Origin of the sequence: Methylobacterium ajmalii (assembly GCF_036448855.1) — a bacterium.
GTDB lineage: Bacteria > Pseudomonadota > Alphaproteobacteria > Rhizobiales > Beijerinckiaceae > Methylobacterium > Methylobacterium ajmalii.
Window position 1 is genome coordinate 68,751 of sequence record NZ_JAZFXT010000031.1, and the last position, 18,814, is coordinate 87,564.

The 18,814-nt window shown below is 73.4% G+C and carries 16 protein-coding genes; 9 read left to right on the plus strand and 7 right to left on the minus strand.

Annotation, left to right across the window (positions count from 1 at the left end; genetic code table 11):
- Window positions 1–80 precede the first annotated feature (80 nt).
- Window positions 81–1,280 (minus strand): cell division protein ZapE, encoded by a 1,200-nt coding sequence (gene zapE / locus V3T34_RS15845; protein ID WP_305077488.1) that lies wholly within the window; start codon window positions 1,278–1,280, stop codon window positions 81–83.
- A 196-nt stretch (window positions 1,281–1,476) separates the two neighbouring features.
- On the opposite strand from zapE, the gene V3T34_RS15850 reads away from it, so the two are divergent.
- Together V3T34_RS15850 and V3T34_RS15855 are read left to right on the plus strand one after the other, a co-directional pair.
- Complete coding sequence (locus tag V3T34_RS15850) at window positions 1,477–2,049, plus strand: GNAT family N-acetyltransferase (RefSeq protein ID WP_305077489.1); 573 nt, start codon at window positions 1,477–1,479, stop codon at window positions 2,047–2,049.
- Window positions 2,050–2,187: 138 nt separating this feature from the next.
- A complete protein-coding gene (locus tag V3T34_RS15855; RefSeq protein ID WP_060848418.1) occupies window positions 2,188–2,385 on the plus strand; it encodes a hypothetical protein in 198 nt (65 codons plus the stop codon).
- 42 nt (window positions 2,386–2,427) lie between these two features.
- On the opposite strand, the gene V3T34_RS15860 is transcribed toward V3T34_RS15855, so the two are convergent.
- Complete coding sequence (locus tag V3T34_RS15860) at window positions 2,428–3,486, minus strand: phosphotransferase (RefSeq protein WP_331369229.1); 1,059 nt, start codon at window positions 3,484–3,486, stop codon at window positions 2,428–2,430.
- Window positions 3,487–3,660: 174 nt separating this feature from the next.
- Here V3T34_RS15860 and V3T34_RS15865 point away from each other — a divergent pair, with 174 nt between their 5' ends.
- Window positions 3,661–4,254, plus strand: a complete 594-nt coding sequence (locus tag V3T34_RS15865; RefSeq protein ID WP_060848420.1) for an invasion associated locus B family protein — start codon at window positions 3,661–3,663, stop codon at window positions 4,252–4,254.
- A 531-nt stretch (window positions 4,255–4,785) separates the two neighbouring features.
- Here V3T34_RS15865 and V3T34_RS15870 read toward each other — a convergent pair.
- Both V3T34_RS15870 and V3T34_RS15875 read right to left on the minus strand, forming a co-directional pair.
- Window positions 4,786–5,901, minus strand: a complete 1,116-nt coding sequence (locus V3T34_RS15870; RefSeq protein WP_305077491.1) for a D-alanine--D-alanine ligase family protein — start codon at window positions 5,899–5,901, stop codon at window positions 4,786–4,788.
- A 110-nt stretch (window positions 5,902–6,011) separates the two neighbouring features.
- Entirely contained in the window at window positions 6,012–6,917 is a 906-nt protein-coding gene (locus V3T34_RS15875; protein ID WP_305077492.1) for a LysR family transcriptional regulator, read from the minus strand.
- 208 nt (window positions 6,918–7,125) lie between these two features.
- On the opposite strand from V3T34_RS15875, the gene V3T34_RS15880 reads away from it, so the two are divergent.
- The 3 genes from V3T34_RS15880 (at window position 7,126) to V3T34_RS15890 (ending at window position 12,004) form a co-directional block, all read left to right on the plus strand.
- Window positions 7,126–8,412 (plus strand): allantoate amidohydrolase, encoded by a 1,287-nt coding sequence (locus tag V3T34_RS15880; protein WP_305077493.1) that lies wholly within the window; start codon window positions 7,126–7,128, stop codon window positions 8,410–8,412.
- A 165-nt stretch (window positions 8,413–8,577) separates the two neighbouring features.
- A complete protein-coding gene (locus V3T34_RS15885) occupies window positions 8,578–8,991 on the plus strand; it encodes a DUF3830 family protein (RefSeq protein WP_048450618.1) in 414 nt (137 codons plus the stop codon).
- 178 nt (window positions 8,992–9,169) lie between these two features.
- On the plus strand, window positions 9,170–12,004 hold the full coding sequence (locus V3T34_RS15890) for an ATP-binding protein (RefSeq protein WP_060848421.1): 2,835 nt from the start codon (window positions 9,170–9,172) through the stop codon (window positions 12,002–12,004).
- Window positions 12,005–12,095: 91 nt separating this feature from the next.
- Here the strand turns inward: V3T34_RS15890 and V3T34_RS15895 are convergent, their stop codons facing one another.
- On the minus strand, window positions 12,096–12,977 hold the full coding sequence (locus tag V3T34_RS15895) for a 3-keto-5-aminohexanoate cleavage protein (RefSeq protein ID WP_305077494.1): 882 nt from the start codon (window positions 12,975–12,977) through the stop codon (window positions 12,096–12,098).
- A gap of 164 nt (window positions 12,978–13,141) precedes the next feature.
- Between V3T34_RS15895 and V3T34_RS15900 the strand changes: the two genes are divergently transcribed.
- A complete protein-coding gene (locus V3T34_RS15900; RefSeq protein WP_305077495.1) occupies window positions 13,142–13,762 on the plus strand; it encodes a flavin reductase family protein in 621 nt (206 codons plus the stop codon).
- Here V3T34_RS15900 and V3T34_RS15905 read toward each other — a convergent pair.
- On the minus strand, window positions 13,752–14,423 hold the full coding sequence (locus V3T34_RS15905) for an RraA family protein (protein ID WP_060848424.1): 672 nt from the start codon (window positions 14,421–14,423) through the stop codon (window positions 13,752–13,754). The genes V3T34_RS15900 and V3T34_RS15905 overlap by 11 nt on opposite strands.
- Before the next feature lie 160 nt (window positions 14,424–14,583).
- Between V3T34_RS15905 and V3T34_RS15910 the strand changes: the two genes are divergently transcribed.
- Both V3T34_RS15910 and V3T34_RS15915 read left to right on the plus strand, forming a co-directional pair.
- Window positions 14,584–15,402: an SDR family NAD(P)-dependent oxidoreductase gene (locus V3T34_RS15910; protein WP_060848425.1), complete on the plus strand. Its 819-nt coding sequence runs from the start codon at window positions 14,584–14,586 to the stop codon at window positions 15,400–15,402.
- On the plus strand, window positions 15,399–16,178 hold the full coding sequence (locus V3T34_RS15915) for a 2-keto-4-pentenoate hydratase (RefSeq protein ID WP_305077497.1): 780 nt from the start codon (window positions 15,399–15,401) through the stop codon (window positions 16,176–16,178). Before V3T34_RS15910 ends, V3T34_RS15915 begins: the two co-directional genes overlap by 4 nt.
- A gap of 189 nt (window positions 16,179–16,367) precedes the next feature.
- Here V3T34_RS15915 and V3T34_RS15920 read toward each other — a convergent pair whose 3' ends face one another.
- Entirely contained in the window at window positions 16,368–18,749 is a 2,382-nt protein-coding gene (locus tag V3T34_RS15920; RefSeq protein ID WP_305077498.1) for a methyl-accepting chemotaxis protein, read from the minus strand.
- Between the last annotated feature and the right edge of the window lie 65 nt (window positions 18,750–18,814).

Genomic DNA, 18,814 nt, shown 5'->3' on the forward strand with positions numbered 1-18,814 from the left:
GGCCTCGGTGGGAATGAACTAACAGCGCGGACGCGCCACCGCTTCGGCGCGCAGATTGCGGCGCAATCAAGAAGCGCGTCTCAGGTCTCCACCAGCCCGGTCGTGCTGCCCGAGGCCTCGGAATCCGGCCGTCCGTGCGGCAGGGCGAGGTATTCCTCCGAGCGCATCTCGATCAGGCGCGAGACCGTGCGCTCGAACTCGAACGCCTCGCGGCCGGAATCCGCCAGGTACAGCCCGGTCGGCTCGGCGGCGGCGGAGGCGAGCAGCTTGGTGCGGGTGTCGTAGAGCGCGTCGACCAGGATGATGAAGCGCTTGGCCTCGTTGCGCTGCGCCAGGTCCATCACCGGGATGCCGTCCACGATCACGGTGTGGAAGCGCTCGGCCAGAGTCAGGTAGTCGGCCGCACCGAGCGGCCGGGCGCAGAGATCCGCGAAGGTGAAGCGGGCGACGCCGCCGGCGGCCTCGGGGATCGCCACGTCGTGGCCCTTGACCTGGATCGCCGTCGGCCGGCCCTGCGCCTCGCCGGACAGGGCCCGGAACGCGCCCGTGAGGGCGGCCGCCGCCGCGTCGTCCGCCGGGACGTGGTAGACCGGGCTGCCGCCGAGCTTCTCCAGGCGGAAATCGGTGCGCGAATCGAGCCGCACGACCGCGACCCGCTCCTTGAGCTGGTCGATGAAGGGCAGGAACAGGGCGCGGTTGAGGCCGCCCTCGTAGAGCCGGTCGGGCTCGACGTTCGAGGTCGCCACCATCACGGTGCCGCGGGCAAAGAGCGCCGTGAACAGCCGCCCGAGGATCATCGCGTCGGCGATGTCGGTGACCGTGAACTCGTCGAAGCAGAGAAGCCGCGCCTCCGCCGCCAGGGCCTCGGCCACCGGGGCGATCGGGTCGTCGCCCCGTGCCGTGCCCTGCTTCACCGCCTGGCGGTGGCGGTGGATGCGCTCGTGCACGTCGCCCATAAAGGCGTGGAAATGCACCCGGCGCTTCGGGGCCGGGGCCTCCTCGTGGAAGAGGTCCATCAGCATGGTCTTGCCGCGACCGACGAGGCCCCAGACGTAGAGGCCGCGCGGGCCCGCCACCGGCTCGGGCTTGCGGCCGAACAGCCGGCCGAGCACGCCCGGACTCGCCGGCGGCGGCACCGCGGCGAGGTCGCGGATCACCCCGTCGAGGCGGGCGACGAGGTCGGTCTGGGCGGGATCGCGCTCGATCGCGCCCGACGCCACCAGGGCGTCGTAGCGGGCGGCGACCGGGCCGGCGGCGGCGGAAGCGGGGCTTTGGGTCACGGCATGGGGCTTATCCCGCGGGGCCGGCCCGCGCAATGCGGTGAGATCATGGCGGCCGCATGCGCCCGGGGCACGGCCGTCGTGCCGTGCAGCCCCGGAACGGCGTCCCTATCTGCTGCATTGCACAATCCCGGTTTCGGCCGGGGTGGGGAAACGCTCGAGATCGTGCCGTCCTTGTCCGGAGTGCACCTCGAGAATGCCAGACACCCGAAACATCCCCGCCGGCACCCTGGTCCGGCGCCTCTGGTCGAGCGACCGCGACGCGGTCGTCACGCTGTTTCGCGACCTCGACCCCGAATCCCGCTTCGACCGCTTCATGGGCACGGTGAGCGAGGCGGCGGCCGCGGCCTACGCCTCGCACGCCGTGTCCGCCGAGGGCCTGGTCTTCGGCGCCTTCGCGGATGGAATCCTGCGCGGCGTCGGCGAATTGCGGCCGACGGGCGCCTCCGCGGAGGCCGAGATCGCCTTCGCGGTGGCGCCCGGCCATCGCGGCCGCGGGCTCGGCGGCGCCCTCGGCGCGCGCCTGGCCGAGGCCGCCCGCAACGCCGGCACCCGGAGGATCCACCTGCGCTGCCTGCCGGGCAACCGGCGGATGCGGGCCCTGGCCCGGCACCTCGGTGCCGAGCTCCGCCTCGGCGGCCGGGAGGTCCATGCCGTCCTGGCGCTGAGCCCGCCGACGTTGTTCTCGCTCTGGCGCGAGGGCGTCGACGGCCTATTCGACGCGGCCGCCGCGGTCTCGGCCGCGTGGCCGACGGTGCCGCTCGCCTGACGGCCGCACGCCGCGGCTCCGGGGCGGGGATGGTGAATGAAATCCGAAATCAAGGCCGGATGCCGCCACCATCCGGCCCCGCCCGCGCCGGATTGTCCGGGTCAAACCGGATCCGAGACAGCAGGAGGGGAGATCCCGATGCAGCCCGTCCGATCCACCCGCGGCGACGAGACCGCCGCCCTCGAACGCTCCGTCGCGGCGGCGCTCCGCACCATCGCGGCGGTCCAGGCCGAGCGCAGCGCGCCGCAGGTCCGCTCCGCCCGCCTACGGCTCGCGACGATCTACGGCGTCACCCGCCTGCAGCGACGGCGCGAGCGCGAGCGCGCCGCCGGCTGAGTCCGGCCGGCGGTAGGCGCGCGACCCCGCGGCCGCCCTCTGTCAAGCCTGGCTGCGCGCCAGTTCCCAGCCCCGCTCGGCGAGCGCGATGCCGAGCGCGCCCTTCTGGCTCGCCTCGTCGCTCGACGCGTTGCCGGCCTTCGAGCGGGCCAGCACGCCCTCCAGGATCACCGCCAGGCGAAACAGCGCGAAGGCGACGTGGAACGGGGTGATGCCGTCCTTGCGCCCGGTCCGCTCGCAGTAGCGGCGCACGTACTCGTCCTGGGTCGGGATGCCCAGCGCCGGCAGGTCGCGCCCGAGCATGCCCCGGTAGGCGGTCGGGTCGGTGTTGTAGGCGATGCAGTTGTACCCGAGGTCGGCGAGCGGGTGGCCGAGGGTGGCGAGCTCCCAGTCGATGATGCCGATCACCCGCGGCTCGGTCTTGTGGAAGATCATGTTGTCGAGCCGGAAGTCGCCGTGGACGATCCGGGTCTCGTCGCTGTCGGCCGGGATGTGGGCCGGCAGCCACTCGGCGAGGCGGTCGATCGCCGCGTTCTCGCGGGTCTTCGAGGCGGTCCACTGCTTCGACCAGCGCTCGACCTGACGCTGGAAGTAGTTGCCGGCGCGCCCGAAATCGGAAAGCCCGATCGCCGCCGGATCGACGAGGTGGAGCCGCGCCAGCGCCTCGTTCATCCCGTGATAGATTCCGGCCCGCTCCTCGCGCGGCAATTCGGGCAGCATCGGGTCCCAGAACACCCGGCCGTGCAGCCGCTCCATCAGGTAGAACGGCGTGCCGATGACGGACGGGTCGGCGCAGAAGCCGACCGCCTGCGGCACCGGCACGTCGGTGCGCGACAGGGCCTGCAGCACCCGGAACTCCCGGTCGACCGCGTGGGCCGAGGGCAGGAGCTTGCCCGGCGGCTGCTTCCTCAGCACGTACTCGCCGGCCTCGGCCATCACCAGGAAGGTCGGGTTCGACTGCCCGCCGCGCATCTGCCGCAACTCGTGCAGGGCGCCCAGCCCCTGCTCCCGCAGGAAGGCCTCCAGGGCCTCGGTCGGGAAGCGGTGCGCCTCGCGCACCGGAATGGTCTCGGGCAGGTCCGACGGGGATGGGGCAGTCATGCGACCTTCGCGGCCTCTCGCGTGCGTTTCCGGGGCCGGACCTTGCCCCACCGGCGCGGCGGGGTCATTCCTGCACCGCAGCAATTCGGCGAAGCGGCGGTGTAGCCCACTGATTTCGCCGCATTTTCCGGCAATCGGGTGGGCAAGCGCACCGCCCGCGACTAGAGTTCCCGCATGATTCGCGCATTCCTCCTGGCCGCCGCCGGCCTGTCCCTCCTCGTCCTGCCTGCCGCGGCCAAGCCGAAGCCCAAGGCCGAGGCCGCCCCCGCCAGCCTTCAGGCGAGCCCGATCGGCACCTTCGGCGACTGGAACGTCTTCGCCGCCGGCGAGGGCAAGGCGCGCCTCTGCTACGCCATCAGCCAGCCGCAGGTGCGGCTGCCCAAGAGCCTCAAGCGCGATCCGGCCTATCTCTTCGTCACCGTCCGCAAGGGCGAGAAGGTCAACAACGAGGTCGCGGTGATGCTGGGCTTCGCGCCCAAGCCCGGCAGCGCCCAGGCCACCACGGCGGCGGCCAACGGCGCCGTGCCGAGCCCGAGCGCCGCCGATCCCAGCCTGACGATCGGCGCGGCCCGCTACGCGCTGGTGGTGAAGGGCAGCAACGCCTGGGTCCAGAACCCCGCCGACGAGAGCAAGGTCGTCTCCGAGATGGGCCGGGGCAAGAAGGTCGTCGTCAAGGCGGTCTCGCAGCGCGGAAACGCCTCGATCGACGAATACGCCCTCGACGGCTTCGGCGAGGCGATGAAGCGCACCCGCGAGGAGTGCAAGTAACCCCACAAGTAATGCCAACGGTCGCTTGAAGCCCCGTTGGTTCTGTTCACGGGATGGGACGGCCGAGAGGGTGACCCCTCCCCCTCTGTGGGGGAGGGTGCCCCGCTAGGTCAACAGTCTAATGCGTCGGCGTCCCAGCGCCTGTTTGACCGATCGACATATTCTGGACCGCCAGCAACTTCATCCTGAGGTGTTGGTCGATCAACGATCGACTAACCTCGAAGGAGGGCTCCAGAAGTCTCCGAGATCACCGGATCTCTCCTTCGAGGCTCACTGCGTTCGCACCTCAGGATGAGGTGGAGGGTAGGATGGAAAATCCACTCGCGATTGCGTCGTCACAAGTCAAACAGGCTTTCAGGCTGTTGGTATGTAACGTCCCGAGTCATCCATCCCAGGAAGCGGGCCGGCGAGGCCCGTCCGGACGAGCGCCTTAAAGCGCTTCACGATCGCGATGCGATCGCGAAGCTCTCTAAGTCTTTGCTTTGTCGCATTTTCTGCGACGAACCGGTTTCCACTTCGTCGGAAAATGTTCTAGTCGGCGAATTCCCGCTTCAGCCCGCGCCGCGTCCGGTGGCGCTCCAGCGCTAGGTCGATCAGGCGGGTCAGCAGCTCCGGATAAGGGATGCCGGAGGCCTCCATCATCTTCGGGTACATGCTGATCGAGGTGAAGCCCGGCAGGGTGTTGACCTCGTTGAGGTAGAACTCGCCGCTCTGGCGGTCGAGGAAGAAGTCGATCCGGGCCATGCCGCTGCATTCGAGGGCCTCGAAGGCCAGCAACGCCAGCGCGCGGACCCGCTCCATCTGCTCCGGGCCGATCCTGGCCGGCAGGTCGACGCTGGCGCCCTCGGGGTCGAGGTACTTGGCGGCGTAGGAGTAGAAGTCGTGGTGGGCCTGCGGGTTCAGCTCGCTGGCGACGCTGACGAAGGGCGGGGCGCCGTCGAGCACCGCCACCTCGACCTCGCGGGCATCGATGCCCTGCTCGACCAGGACCTTGACGTCGTACCGGAACGCGTCGGCGAGGGCCGCCGGCAGGTCGGCCCAGGCCTTCACCTTATGGATGCCGACGCTGGAGCCCATGTTGCAGGGCTTGACGAAGACCGGGAGCGTCATCGCGCGCGCGATGTCGTCGAGGGAGACCGCCCCGCGCTCGTAGGCGCTGCGGGTGAAGGCCCGGTAGGGGGCGATCGGAATGCCGGCGAGGCCGGCCAGCCGCTTGGTCACGTCCTTGTCCATGCCGACCGCCGAGGCCAGCACGCCCGAGCCGACATAGGCCGTCTCAGTCAGCTCGAGCAGCCCCTGGAGCGTGCCGTCCTCGCAGAGCGGCCCGTGCAGGACCGGGAACACCACGTCGACCTCCGCGCGCTCCGGCGCGCCGCCAAGGCTCGCCACGGCGGCGCGCCCGTCTGCGGCGGCGGCGAGGCGCACCTCGGGGCTCTCCGGCGGGATCGCCAGGGATTCGTCGCCGGTCTGGGTGATCCGGCGCAGATCGTGGCGCTGCCAGCGCCCGGCCTTGTCGATGCTGACCGGGATCACCTCGAACCGGTCCCGGTCGAGATGGCGGATCACGGAGGCCGCCGAGCGCAGCGAGACCTCGTGCTCGCCGGATCGGCCGCCGTACAGGACGGCGACTCGGGTCTTCTCGGTCATGCGCACACCCTCGGTCACCTGCAACCACGCCTGCCCGCCGCGGGGGATCGCGGGCGGGGGCCTGATTATCGCCTGGGGAAGATTTCAGAAACCCGAAGATTTCGGAAACCCTACGAAGCGGCGGGGCCCGCCCCGGCCGGCGGGCCGATCTCGTCCCGCATCAGGGCCAGGATGTTCTCCGTCACGGCGCCGGCCCGGGCCCGGTACAGGGCGCAGACGTCGGCGGTCGGGGCCGGACCGGCGAGGGGCCGGTAGGCGACGTCCGGCCGCGTCACGGCGCAGGCCGATTCCGGCACCAGGGCGACGCCGAGGCCCGCCGCCACCAGATTCACGAGCGAGGCCGATTCGACCACCTGCTGCACCAGGCGCGGCTCGAACCCCGCATCCCGGCAGGCCTCCCACAGGTCGGTGGCGAAGCGCGAGTCGCGCAGCCGCAGGGACACGAAGGGCTCGTCGCGCAGGTCGGCCAGCGCGATCGCCGCGCGGGCCGCCAGGCGGTGCCCCGCCGGCAGGGCGACGCCGACCGCCTCGGGCCAGGCCCGCACCACCGTCAGGGACGGATCCTCCGGCGGCCGGCGCAGGAAACCGAGATCGATGCGCTGCGCGTGGAGCGCCGCCGGCTGCTCGCCGGGCGGCATCTCGTGCAGGCGCACCAGCACGCCGGGATAACGCTCGCCGAAGAGCCGGATTAGACGCCCCAGCGGGCCGGCCAGGATCGAGCCGGTGAGCCCGATATCGAGGGTGCCGGTGCGTCCGGCCCCGACGGCGCGGACCTCGGCACAGGCTTCCGCGACCTCGCCCAGGATGCCGCGCGCCCGGGCCAGGAAGGCGGTGCCCGCGGGGGTGAGGGCGACGCTGCGGCTGGTGCGCCACAGGAGCGGCGTGCCGAGCTCGGCTTCGAGGTCGCGGATCTGCTGGCTGAGCGGCGGCTGCGACACGCCGAGCCGCTCCGCCGCGGCGGTGAAGCTCAGGGATTCGGCGACCGCCACGAAGTAGCGCAGGTGCCGCAGCTCCACGGCGACCGCTCCGGCAGCAAGGGGGAGGATGCTTCGGCGGACGGCCCGGCGGCCGATCGAGACGCGAAACGACTGGATCATACGCAACGCGATATTGGACGTCCAGCACGGGCGAGGGCAGGGGTTGGCGGCGCGGCCCCGCCGGAGCGCGAGGCTGGACAGGCCCGCGGACCGGCCATACCCGGGGCCTCGATCGGAGCCCACCGCCATGCAGCACGACCGGCCGCCCGCCGCCTCCGAGAGCCCCGGAACCTCCGAGACCTGCGGCGGCGCCGTGATGGCCCGCCTCGCCGAGCTGGCGCGCTTCAGCGCCGATCCCGACGGGCTCACCCGCCTCTACCTCACCCCCGCCCACGCGGCGGCGGCCCGGCAGGTCGCCGCCTGGATGGAGGAGGCGGGCATGAGCGTCCGGCTCGATGCCGCCGCCACGGTGGTCGGGCGCTACGAGGCCGCCACGCCCGGCGCCCCGACGCTCCTCGTCGGCTCGCACATCGACACCGTGCGCGATGCCGGCCACTACGACGGCAACCTCGGGGTGGTGGTCGGCATCGCCGCCGTGCGGGCGCTGCACGAGGCGGGCGAGCGCCTGCCCTTCGCGGTCGAGGTGCTGGCCTTCGGCGACGAGGAGGGCGTGCGCTTCCCCGTGACCCTCACGGGCTCGCGGGCGCTCGCCGGCCTCGTCCGGCCCGACTTCCTCGACGCCCGCGACGGCGACGGCATCACCCTGGCGCAGGCCCTGCGCGACTTCGGCGGCGATCCCGACGGGCTGCCGACGCTCGCCCGCGACCCGGCCTCGGTGCTGGGCTACCTCGAGGTCCATATCGAGCAGGGGCCGGTCCTCGAAGCGGCCGACCTGCCGGTCGGGATCGTCACGGCGATCTCGGGCGCGAGCCGCCTCGTCGTCACGGTCGAGGGCCGGGCGGGCCATGCCGGCACCGTGCCGATGCCCCTGCGCCGCGACGCGCTCGCGGCGGCGGCCGAGATGGTGCTGGCGGTCGAGGCCGAGGCGCAGGCCACTCCGGACCTCGTCGCCACGGTCGGCCGGATCGAGGTGCCGCGGGGCGCCGTCAACGTCATCCCGGCCATGACCCGGTTCAGCCTCGACCTGCGCAGCCCGAGCGACGCGGTGCGCCACGCCGCGCTGGCGCGGCTCGGCGCCACCTTCGCGACGATCTCCGAGCGCCGCGGCGTCGCGGTCACGACGGAATCGAGCTACGACGAGCCCGCCGCCGCCTGCGCGCCGGCCTTCCGGGACGCGCTCGCCGAGGGCATCGCCCGGCTCGGCCTGCGGCCCCTGAGCCTCCCGAGCGGCGCCGGCCACGACGGGCTGGCGCTGGCGGGCCTGTGCCCGATCGGCATGGTGTTCGTGCGCTGCGCCGGCGGGCTCAGCCACTCGCCCGCCGAATCGGTCGCCGAGGCCGACGTCGACGTGGCGGTGCGCCTGCTCGTCGACGTGCTGCGCCACCTGCGGCCGGAGGCCCTGGCCCGGTCCTGAGCGGACTTGCGTCGGCAGGCCAGCGCCTCGCCCGCTCGGGTTCTCGTGCTGCCGCAGATCTTCGGCGCCGAACCAGTAACCACTTCGGCGAGATCCGCTTAGCTTGGCGCGTCCCGGCCCCCGAACGCCCCGTCCTCCTCTCCCCACCACATCAGGAGATCCCCCGTGAAGGAACTGAAGATCAAGGCCGGCCCGTTCGACCTCGTCGGCCGTCTCGAGCTCGAGAAGGCGCCCCAGACCTGCGCCGCCTTCCTCAAGGCGCTGCCGTTCGTGAGCGAGGTCATCCACGTCCGCTGGAGCGGCGAGGGCGTGTGGATGCCCCTCGGCGACCTCGATTTCGGCGTCGGCTACGAGAACCACACCAGCTACCCGGCGCCCGGCCAGATGATCCTCTATCCCGGCGGCATCAGCGAGACCGAGATCCTGCTCGCCTATGGCGGCGTCCACTTCGCCAGCAAGGTCGGCCAGCTCGCCGGCAACCACTTCCTCACCATCACCACGGGCATCGAGCACGTCTACGACCTCGGCCGCATGACCCTGCTCAAGGGCGCCCAGCCGATCCGCTTCGAGGCGATGTGACGCGCTCCCCTCCGGCCGCTTCGGCGGCCGGAGGGGGTGGGCCCGGCCTCCGCCGAACGGGCCGGCCGGGCACCGGCAAGAAACCCTTGCGGCCGGCCCGCCCGCCCCGTACCCCTTCAGGCTTGCGGCCCGCCCGGGATGCCCGAAGGGGTGCCGGGCGGAGCGTGGGGCGCGAGAGATGAACCTGAAGCGGTCCTACCGCAGTCTCATCGGCGGCGTCTGGGCGGGCGTGCTGACGACCTGCCTCGGGCTCGCCACGGTCACGGTCTGGACCGATACCCGCGACTACGAGCGCACGATCCGCGACGCCCGCAGCACCGCCGAGGCGGTGGTGCAGGCCCTCGGCCAGGAGGCGAACCGCCTCGTCTCCTCGGTCGACATGCTGCTCAGCGCCGCCGCCGCCCGGGTCGACGCCCACACCTTCGGGGCGAACCCGAGCTACACCCGCCAGCTCCTGTCCGGCCTGATGGCTCACGTCCCGGCGGTGATGGGCGTGCGGGTGCTCGACGGCACCACCGCGGGCGTCCTGTACGGCCAGGGCGGCGTCGGCACCGAGGGGCGCCCGTCCGATGCCGAGCTCGTGCGCTCAGCCCTCGCGATGGGCCAGTCCGAGCTCGCGGTCGGCTGGCCGACCCGGATCGGGCCGGCCGATTCCTGGTTCGTGAGCGTCGCCCGCCTGGTGATGCCGCGCCCGGGCGAGACGCCGCTCGTCGCGGTGGCCGACCTCTCGCTCACCGAGCTGCAGCGGCTCTACGGCCGGCTCGACCTCGGCCCGAACGGCGCCATCGGGCTCCTGCGCAGCGACGGCGTGATCCTGGTGCGCCACCCCTACGCCCCCGACAAGGTCGGCCTGAGCGTCGCGGGCGGAGCCCTGATGCGCGCGGCCGCCGGCGTCGCCGGCGGTACCTACGACGGCAGTGCCTCGCCGATCGACGGCGTCTCGCGCTACGGCAGCTTCCAGCGCGTCGCCGGCGCCCCGCTCCTCGTCACCACCGGCGTCTCCAAGGACGAGACCCTGGCGGCCTGGCGCGAGGGCGTGCGCCAGGACGCCGCGGTGGTGCTCGGCATCAGCACCGTGCTGGTCGGCCTCGGCTTCGGGCTGACCCGGGCGATGCTGCGCCACCGCGACCTCGAGGCGGAGGCGAGGCGCGCCGCCGGCATGCTCTCGGCCGGGGAGGCGCGCTACCGGCTGCTCGCCGAGAACACCAGCGAGCTGATCGTGCTCGCCCATGACGACGGCCGGCGCAGCTACGTCTCGCCAGCGGTGCGGCGCCTCCTCGGCTACACGCCCGAGGAGGTCGTCGCGATGCGCCTGCGCGACTGCGTCCACCGCGAGGACCTCGCCCTCCTGGTCACCCAGGCCCGCCGCCTCGCCGCCGGCGAGCCGCAGGTCAGCGTGGTCTGCCGCGCCCGCCACCGGACCGGGGCGTGGATCTGGGTCGAGGGGGCGTTCCGGCGCATCCCGGGGGCGGCGCCGGGCGAGCCCGCCATCATCGCGACCTTCCGGGACGTCGGCGAGCGCCAGCGTCACGCCCGCGCCCTCGAGGAGGCGCGGATCGCCGCCGAGCGGGCGAGCCAGGCCAAGAGCGACTTCCTGGCCTCGATGTCCCACGAGATCCGCACGCCCCTCAACGGCGTCATCGGCTATGCCGACCTGCTGCTGGCCGACCGCACCCTGCCGGGCCGGCACCGGCGCTACGTCGACCGGATCGCCGCGGCGGGCGGGGCGCTGCTCACCGTCGTCGACGACATCCTCGACTTCTCGCGCATCGAGGCCGGCGGCATCGCCTTGTCCGAGGTGCCCTTCGCCCCGGCGGCGCTCGTCGACAACGCCGCCTCGATCGTGCGCGGCCTGTCCGAGCCCAAGGGCCTCGCCCTCGACGTCGCCCTCGATCCCGCCGTGCCGGACTGGGTCCGGGGCGATCCCGACCGCCTGCGCCAGATCCTGCTCAACCTCCTCAACAACGCCGTCAAGTTCACCCCCGCCGGCCGGGTCGCGGTGCGGGTCGAGGCGGAAGGGGGGAGCCTGCGTTTCTGCGTCAGCGATACCGGCATCGGCATCGCTCCCGAGCAGCACGGCCGGCTGTTCCAGCGCTTCAGCCAGGTCGACGGCTCGATCCGGCGGCAATACGGCGGCAGCGGCCTGGGGCTCGCCATCTGCAAGGGCCTGGTCGAGCTGATGGGCGGCACGATCGGCGTCGAGAGCCGGACGGGCGCCGGCTCGACCTTCTGGTTCCGGGTGCCGCTGCCGGCCTGCCCGGCCCCGGCCGCGGAGGCCGCGGAGGGCCGGCCCCGGCCGGTGCACCCGGCCCGCCTGCTGCTGGTCGAGGACGTGCCGATCAACCAGGACCTCGCCCGGGCGGTGCTCGAGGCGGAGGGCCACAACGTCGACGTCGCGGGCGACGGCGCGGCGGCGATCGAGGCGGTGCGGGCCAAGACGTACGACCTCGTGCTGATGGACGTGCAGATGCCCGGCATGGACGGGCTCACCGCCACCCGGACGATCCGGGCGATGCCGGGACCCGCCGGCACCGTGCCGATCGTCGCGATGACCGCCAACGTGCTGCCGGCCCAGATCGAGACCTTCCGGGCCGCCGGCATGGACGGCCATGTCGGCAAGCCGTTCAAGCGCGCCGAGCTCGCCGCGGCGATCGCCCGCCACCGCGCCGACGGCGGCGAGACCGCCCCGGTCCCGACGCTGGTCGACGTCGAGGCCTTCGCGGCGGCCCGCTCGCTGATGGGACGCGAGCGGATCGACGGCCTGCTCGGGATGCTGGCGACCGAGCTCGATCAGCGCTTCCGCTCCCGCAGCAGCGATCGCGCCGGGCTGGCCCACGACGCCCACGCGATGATCTCGGCCGCCGGCCTCCTCGGCTTCACCGGCCTGTCCGACCTCTGCCGCGAGATCGAGGAGGCCTGCCTCTCGGGCGCCGACCTGCCCGACCTGCAGCGCCGGATCGACGCGGCGCGGGCGGCGGCGCTCGACCAGATCGAGACCTTGCGGGCGGCCTGACCGCGATCCGCGCCCCGGGGTTCCTCCCCGCGCCCTCCCTCGGATGCCGACGCGGCCGTCATCCGGGAGGCGGGAGGGTGGAGCGGGTCTGTCAGCCCGCGCCGTCCCGCACCGCCAGATCGTGACGCACCGCCGCGGCATCGGCCACCCGGCCCCCCGCCGCCTCGATCGCCCGGCGCGCCGCCGCCACCCAGGCCCGGTTGCCCTGCGGGCTGCCCCAGGGCGCGTCCTCGAGCCCGACCCGGACATGCCCGCCCCGCGCCACCGCCGCCGGCACCAGCGGCAGGATGTCGACGCCGAGCCCCGCCACCATCCAGGGTGCGCAGGGCGCGCATTCGGCGAGCAGCGCCAGATGCGCGTCGAGATAGGCCGGCCGCGGCGGGAAGCCCCAGGCGAACTCGTCCGAGAACATGAAGCGGTAGACCGGCACCGGCGGGCGCGGCTCCAGGGCGGCGAGCGCCGCGCCCAGGCGGGTGAAGCCCGGCTCGTAGATGGCGTAGCCCGGCCGGATGCGGTGCGTGCGGGCGATGCGCAGGCCCTCGCGGATGTCGGGCATCGGGTTCTGGTAGAGGAAGCCGCTCTCCGGGGCCGACGCCTCGTCGTAGCGCAGGAAGGTGGTCGAGCCGGGATCGCACACCGCCCACTCGATCAGGCCGCGGCGGGCCAGCTCCTCGGTGTGGGCGTAGCGGCTCGCCGCGCTCGCGGCGTAGTCCGAGCCCGCCAGCGGGATCGTCGGGTAGACGATCACGTCGGCCTTCGCCCGGATGCCCTCGATGATGCGGGCATAGGTCTCCCAGGCGTCGTTCTGGCGCCCGGTGGCGGGATCGTAGGCGTGGACGTGGACGATCGCGGCTCCTTCCGCGGCGGCCGCCAGCCCGTCGGCCACCACCTCCGCGACGGTGATCGGGATGCCGGGCTGGCGCTCGCGCCCCCACGGCCCGTTGAGCGCCGCCTCGATCCAGATCTGCGCCATCGCGCGCCTCCCCCGCTTTTGCCGGCATCATGCGCCGGCCGCGCGCCGCTGTCTCCCGTGACGGCTCGGCTCTTGCAGACCATAAGGCGCTAACAACCCCGGGAGGATTCCGATGCCGACGCACCGCGCAAGCGCCACCTCGTTCGACGGGACGCGGTGAGCCGATGGAGCTGCGTTTCGACGACCTCTCCTCCCGCGACCGCTACCGCCTGCTCACCGCCCTGGTGACGCCCCGGCCGATCGCCCTCGTGACCACGCGCTCGGGCGCCGGCCTCGACAACGCGGCGCCGATCAGCTTCTTCCAGGTGCTCGCCGAGGAGCCGCCGGTCGTGGCGCTCAGCTTCAACCTGCGCTCCGACGGCACCCTGAAGGACACGCCCCGCGCCATCGCCGAGACCGGCGAGTTCGTGGTCAACCTCGTCGACGAGGCGCTGATTCCGGCGATGACCGTCTGCGCCGCCGAGTTCCCGCCCGGCGAGAGCGAGATCCCGGCCTCGGGTCTGACGCTCCTGCCCTGCACCGGCGTCGCGCCGCACCGGATCGCCGAGGCGCCGGCGAGTCTGGGCTGCCGCACCCACACGGTGATCGACCTCTCGCCCGAGCGCCGGATCGTCCTCGGGCAGGTCGTGTCGCTGCACGCCCGGGACGATCTCTTCACCCCGGACGGGCGCCACCTGCGCGACGGCGCCTTCCTGCCGGTGGGGCGTCTCTACGGCGACCTCTACGTCCGCACCGGGGACCGCTTCGCGGTGCCCCGGATCGCCTACGAGGATCTCACGCCCTGACCGCGTCCGGCACGCCGAACACTGCGAGCGTGGTCTCGCCGGCCGAGAGGCGCGTCTCCCAGCCGATCTCGGCCCGGGCCCGCTCCTCGGCCTTGTCGATCAGGCCCTCGGCGGCGTCCCGCGGGATCACCACGACGCCGTCGTCGTCGCCGAGGATCAGGTCGCGGGGATGGACCGTGGCGCCGCCGATCGTCGCGACCGCGTCGACGGTGCCGCCGTCCTTCGAGGCCGGGCCGCGCGCGGTGACGTGGCGGGTGAACACCGCGAAATCGCCCCAGCCGCCGAGGATGCCGGTGTCGCGCACCGCCCCGTCGGCGACGAGCCCGACGATCCCCTTGCGGCGCGCCGCCGTCGAGAGCAGGTCGCCGATCATCGCGACGTCGCTCCGTCCCCCGGCATCGATCACCACCACGTCGCCGGCCTCGGCCACCGCGATGGCGTGGTGGACGGCGCCGTAATCCTTCGGATCGCACACGGCCGTCACGGCGCTGCCGAGGAGCGCCGGTCCCCCGGCGATGCGCCGCAGCGGCCGGATCGCCGGATCGACCTGGGTGCGGCCCTCCAGGAGATCGACCACCACCGCCACCGGCACGGCGGCAAAGCGCGCGATCAGGTCGGCGTCGAGGCGGGGCGGGGTCTTCGCGATGATGCGGGTCGGCATGGCGTCTCCTCCTCGGCCGTCCTCGGCTGCGCGGCCGTCTCGGCCTTGTGCGCGTCTTGGCTTTGCGGCCGGTGCCCGATCTCTATAGGCTGCCCGTCAACGCGCCGACAGGCGCGACGACACGAGGGCCCCCGCGCGAGGGGCACCGGGGAGGAATGCGATGGGGGAGGGCGGATACGCCCCGGGCGTGCGGCGGCTCGAGGGCAAGGTCGCGCTGCTGTTCGGCGCCGGCTCGTCCGGGCCCGGCTGGGGCAACGGCAAGGCCGCGGCGGTGACCTTCGCGCGCCACGGCGCCCGGGTGGTCTGCGTCGACCTGCGGCGCGAGGCGGCCGAGGAAACCGCCGAGATCATCCGGCGCGAGGACGGGGCCGCCACGGCCGCCGCCTGCGACGCCACCGATTCGGCCGCGGTCGCCGCCCTCGTCGCCGAGGTGATGGCCGCGCAGGGGCGCATCGACATCCTGCACAACAATGTCGGCTACGCGCAGATGGGCGGGCCGATCGAGCTGACCGAGGCCGAGTGGCACCGCGCCCTCGACCTCAACCTCACCACCTGCTTCCTCACCTGCAAGCACGTCCTGCCGCACATGCTGGCGCAGCGCGCGGGCAGCATCGTCAACATCTCCTCGACGGCGGCGATCCGCTACACCGGCTACCCTTACGCGGCCTACTACGCCGCCAAGGCGGCGGTGAACAACTTCACCCTCGGGCTGGCGCTGCAATACGCGGGCGACGGCATCCGGGTGAACGCGATCATGCCCGGGCTGATGAACACCCCGCTGATCCACCACCAGATCTCGGGCCAGTACCGGGATGCCGACGAGATGGTGCGGGCCCGCGACGCCGCCTGCCCGATGGGCCGGATGGGCACCGCCTGGGACGTCGCCAACGCGGCGCTCTTCCTCGCCTCCGACGAGGCGGCCTACATCACCGGCGTGGCCCTGCCCGTCGACGGCGGCCTGACCGGGAGGGCGGCATGACGCATCAGGCCGCCTCCGACCTGCTCTGGGACCACTGGCGCGAGGGCCGCCTCCTCGCCGCCCTGCCGCCGGACCTCGCCCCCGCCGACCGCGCCGCGGCCTACCGCATCCAGGCCCTGCTGGAGCCGCGCAGCGCCGAACCCCTCTACGGCTGGAAGATCGCCGCGACGAGCCTCGCCGGCCAGCGCCATATCGGCGCCGACGGGCCGCTCGCCGGGCGGCTCCTCGCCGAGCGGGTGCTGCCGGCGGACGCTCCCGTCCCGCTCGCCGGCAACCAGATGCGGGTGGCCGAGCCCGAGGTGGCCTTCCGCATGGGCGCCGACCTGCCGCCCCGCGCGGAGCCCTACGCCGTCGCCGAGGTGATGGCGGCGGTCGACACCGCCCACCCGGCGATCGAATTTCCGGATTCGCGCCTGGAGGCGTTCGAGCGGGCCGGGGAGGCGGCGCTGATCGCCGACAATGCCTGCGCCCACCTCTTCGTCCTCGGCCTCCCGGCGCCGGAGGGCTGGCGCGCGCTCGACCTCGCCGCGATGCCGACCCGGATCGGCGCCGAGGGGCGGGCGCCCTATGAGGGCCGCGGCGGCAACGCCCTCGACGACCCGCGCCTCGCGCTCACCTGGCTCGCCAACGCCCTGTCGGGGCAGGGGCTGAGCCTGCGCCGGGGCGAGGTCGTGACCACCGGCACCACCACGGTGCCGCTGCCGGTCGAGGCGGGGGATGTCGTGCGGGCGGAGCTGGTGGGATTGGGGGAGCTGACGGTGCGGGTCGGGGTGTAGTCTTGGGCGCGCGAGGGTTGCAGCGGTGCGCGACCCTCGATCGGTCATCCGCTGGCGCCCCGTGCCGCGCTAACATCGATCATCATCCTCTGAAGCGATCCGAAGCCGGGCATCCATCGCAATAAAAAAAGGGGGGATGCGGGCTTGCCCGCATCCCCCCTGCTTCATCCCCTCCGGTCAGAACCGGCCTCAGGCCGCCTTCACCCCCTTCAGGAACACCGCCACCTCCCGCTCCAGCTCGCCGGCATAGCGCCCGAGCCGGTCGGCGGCGCCGAGCACCTCGGCCGCCGCCGCCCCTGTGCTGCCGGCCTCGCGCTGCACCGCGCCGATGCCGGTCGTCACGGCCTGCGTCCCTTGTGCCGCGTGCTGGACGTTGCGGGCGATCTCCTGGGTCGCCGCGCCCTGCTGGTCGACGGCGCCGGCCACGCCCTCGGCGATCTCCGACATCCGCTCGATCACGCCCGAGATCTCCCGGATCGCCTGCACGACGCCGCCGGTGGTGTCCTGGATGTGGCCGATCTGCTGGGCGATCTCCGCGGTGGCGCGGCTCGTCTGGCTCGCCAGGTCCTTGACCTCGGCGGCGACGACCGCGAAGCCGCGGCCCGCCTCGCCGGCCCGGGCCGCCTCGATGGTGGCGTTGAGCGCGAGCAGGTTGGTCTGGGAGGCGATCGAGGAGATCAGCGCCACGATGTCGCCGATCTGGTCGGCGGATTTCACCAGCCGCTGCACCGTCTCGTCGGTGCGGCGCGCCTGGTCGACCGCGTCGCGGGCGATGTCGGAGGACTGGGCCACCTGGGCGGCGATGCCGCCGATCGAGACCGAGAGCTCCTCGCTCGCCGCCGCCACCATCTGGACGTTGGCGAGCGTCTGCTCGGCGGCGCCCGCCACCTCGGCGGAGCGGCCGTTGGTGGTCTCGGCGGCCTCGGTCATCGCCCGGGCGGTCGCCTCCATGCCGGTGGCGGCCTCGCCCAGCGTCTCGGTCATTGCCACCACGTTGGCCTCGAACGAGCGGGTCACGGCCTCGAGGCGCGCGGCGCGCTCGGCCTTGGCGGCGGCCTCCTCGGCGGCGGCCCGGTCGGCGTCCCGCTTGGCGAGCAGGGCCTCGCGGAACACCCGCACGGTGGCCGCCATGGCGCCGATCTCGTCGCGGCGTCCCTGCGCCGGCACCTCGGTGGCGAGGTCGCCGTCGGCGAGCTTGCGCATCGCGCCCGAGAGCTGGTCGACCGGCCGGGTGATGCCGCGCCCGATCAGGAGGGCCAGCGCCGCCCCGATGGCGCAGGCCAGCGCCACGCCGCCGGCGAGCAGCCACAGCGCCCGGTCGCGCTCCGCCGCGAGCTGCGAGAGTTCGCCGGCGCCGATGCCCTCGGCGGCCGAGACCAGCTCGCCCGAGCGCCGGTCGAGGTCGGCGAGGATCGCCGCCTGCGCGGCGTTGGCCTTCACGATCTCCGGGATGCTGTCCTTGAAGCCGCGCACCTTGGCGCCGAGGTCGCGCAGGACGGCCTGGGCGGCGGCGTCGATGTCGCCGTACAGGATGGTCTCGGCGTGGTCGATGAGGGCGGCGGCGGTGGTGTCGAGGTCCTTGGCGGCCGCGGCATCCCGCGCGAGGATCAGGCGCTGCTCCAGGACCTGCGCCTCCTTGGCGGCGGTGATCGCCTTGCCGCTCGCGGTGAGCAGGCCGGTCGCGGAGGCGACCCGGTCCTGCTGGGTGCGCAGGGTGACCTGGGCGGCCGTCTGGGCGTTGTTCTGGGCCTGCTCGATCTGGCGCAGGCCGACGATCAGGCTGCCGAACAGCGGCGCGAGCTCCTCGGCGCGCTCGGCCTTGCCGCCCGGTCCCATCGGGCTTTCGATCTTGGCCTTGTACTCGTCGAGGGCCGCCAGCGCCGGCTCGACCGCCTCGGTCGAGGTCATGGCGCCGAGGCGGCGCAGCAGCACCGCGACGGAATTCACCTTCGATTGCAGCTCCAGCGCGCCGTCGTCGCCCTCGCCCGACAGGAAGCCGACCTGCAGCACCTGCATCTCGAGGGCCGAGCGGATCGCGAAGGCGACCACGACGCCGGTGCTGGTGGCGCTCTTCTGGTCGGCCAGGGCGCGGTCGAGGGCCTTGCCGGCATCCGCCAGCTGGCGCTCCTGCGCCGCGCCGATGCCGGCGGCGGTCGCCTGCAGCTCGGCGATCAGGGCGGCGTGGCGGTCCTGGAGCGAGCGCGTCTCGGCCTTCTGGCTGCCGAAGGCCTTGATGGCGGCCTCGAACCCGTCGAGGGCCGTGCCGATGCCGGCGGCGGAGGCGGCGGCCTTCGGATCGTCCGCAAGGCGGCCCGCGAAGGCGACCGCGCGCTCCCGTACCCGCGCGATCGCGGCCCGCAGGGCCTCCTCCCGGCGCGTGTCCTCGCTCTTCAGGGCCCGGTCGGTGGCCAGCGCGAGATCGCCGATCTCGCTCGCCAGCATCTGTGCGGCATTGGCCGTATCGACCCGCCGGGCGAAGCCCGTCAGGGTGTGCCAGCCGGTCGCCGCAACCGCGACCGTCAGCAGGAGGATGAGGCCGAATCCCCCGAATACGCGCGCCCTGATGGACATTCTTTTGTATCTCCACGTCGTGGAGACGCTAACTGGGAGTCCTGAAGCAATCCCTACTATACAGT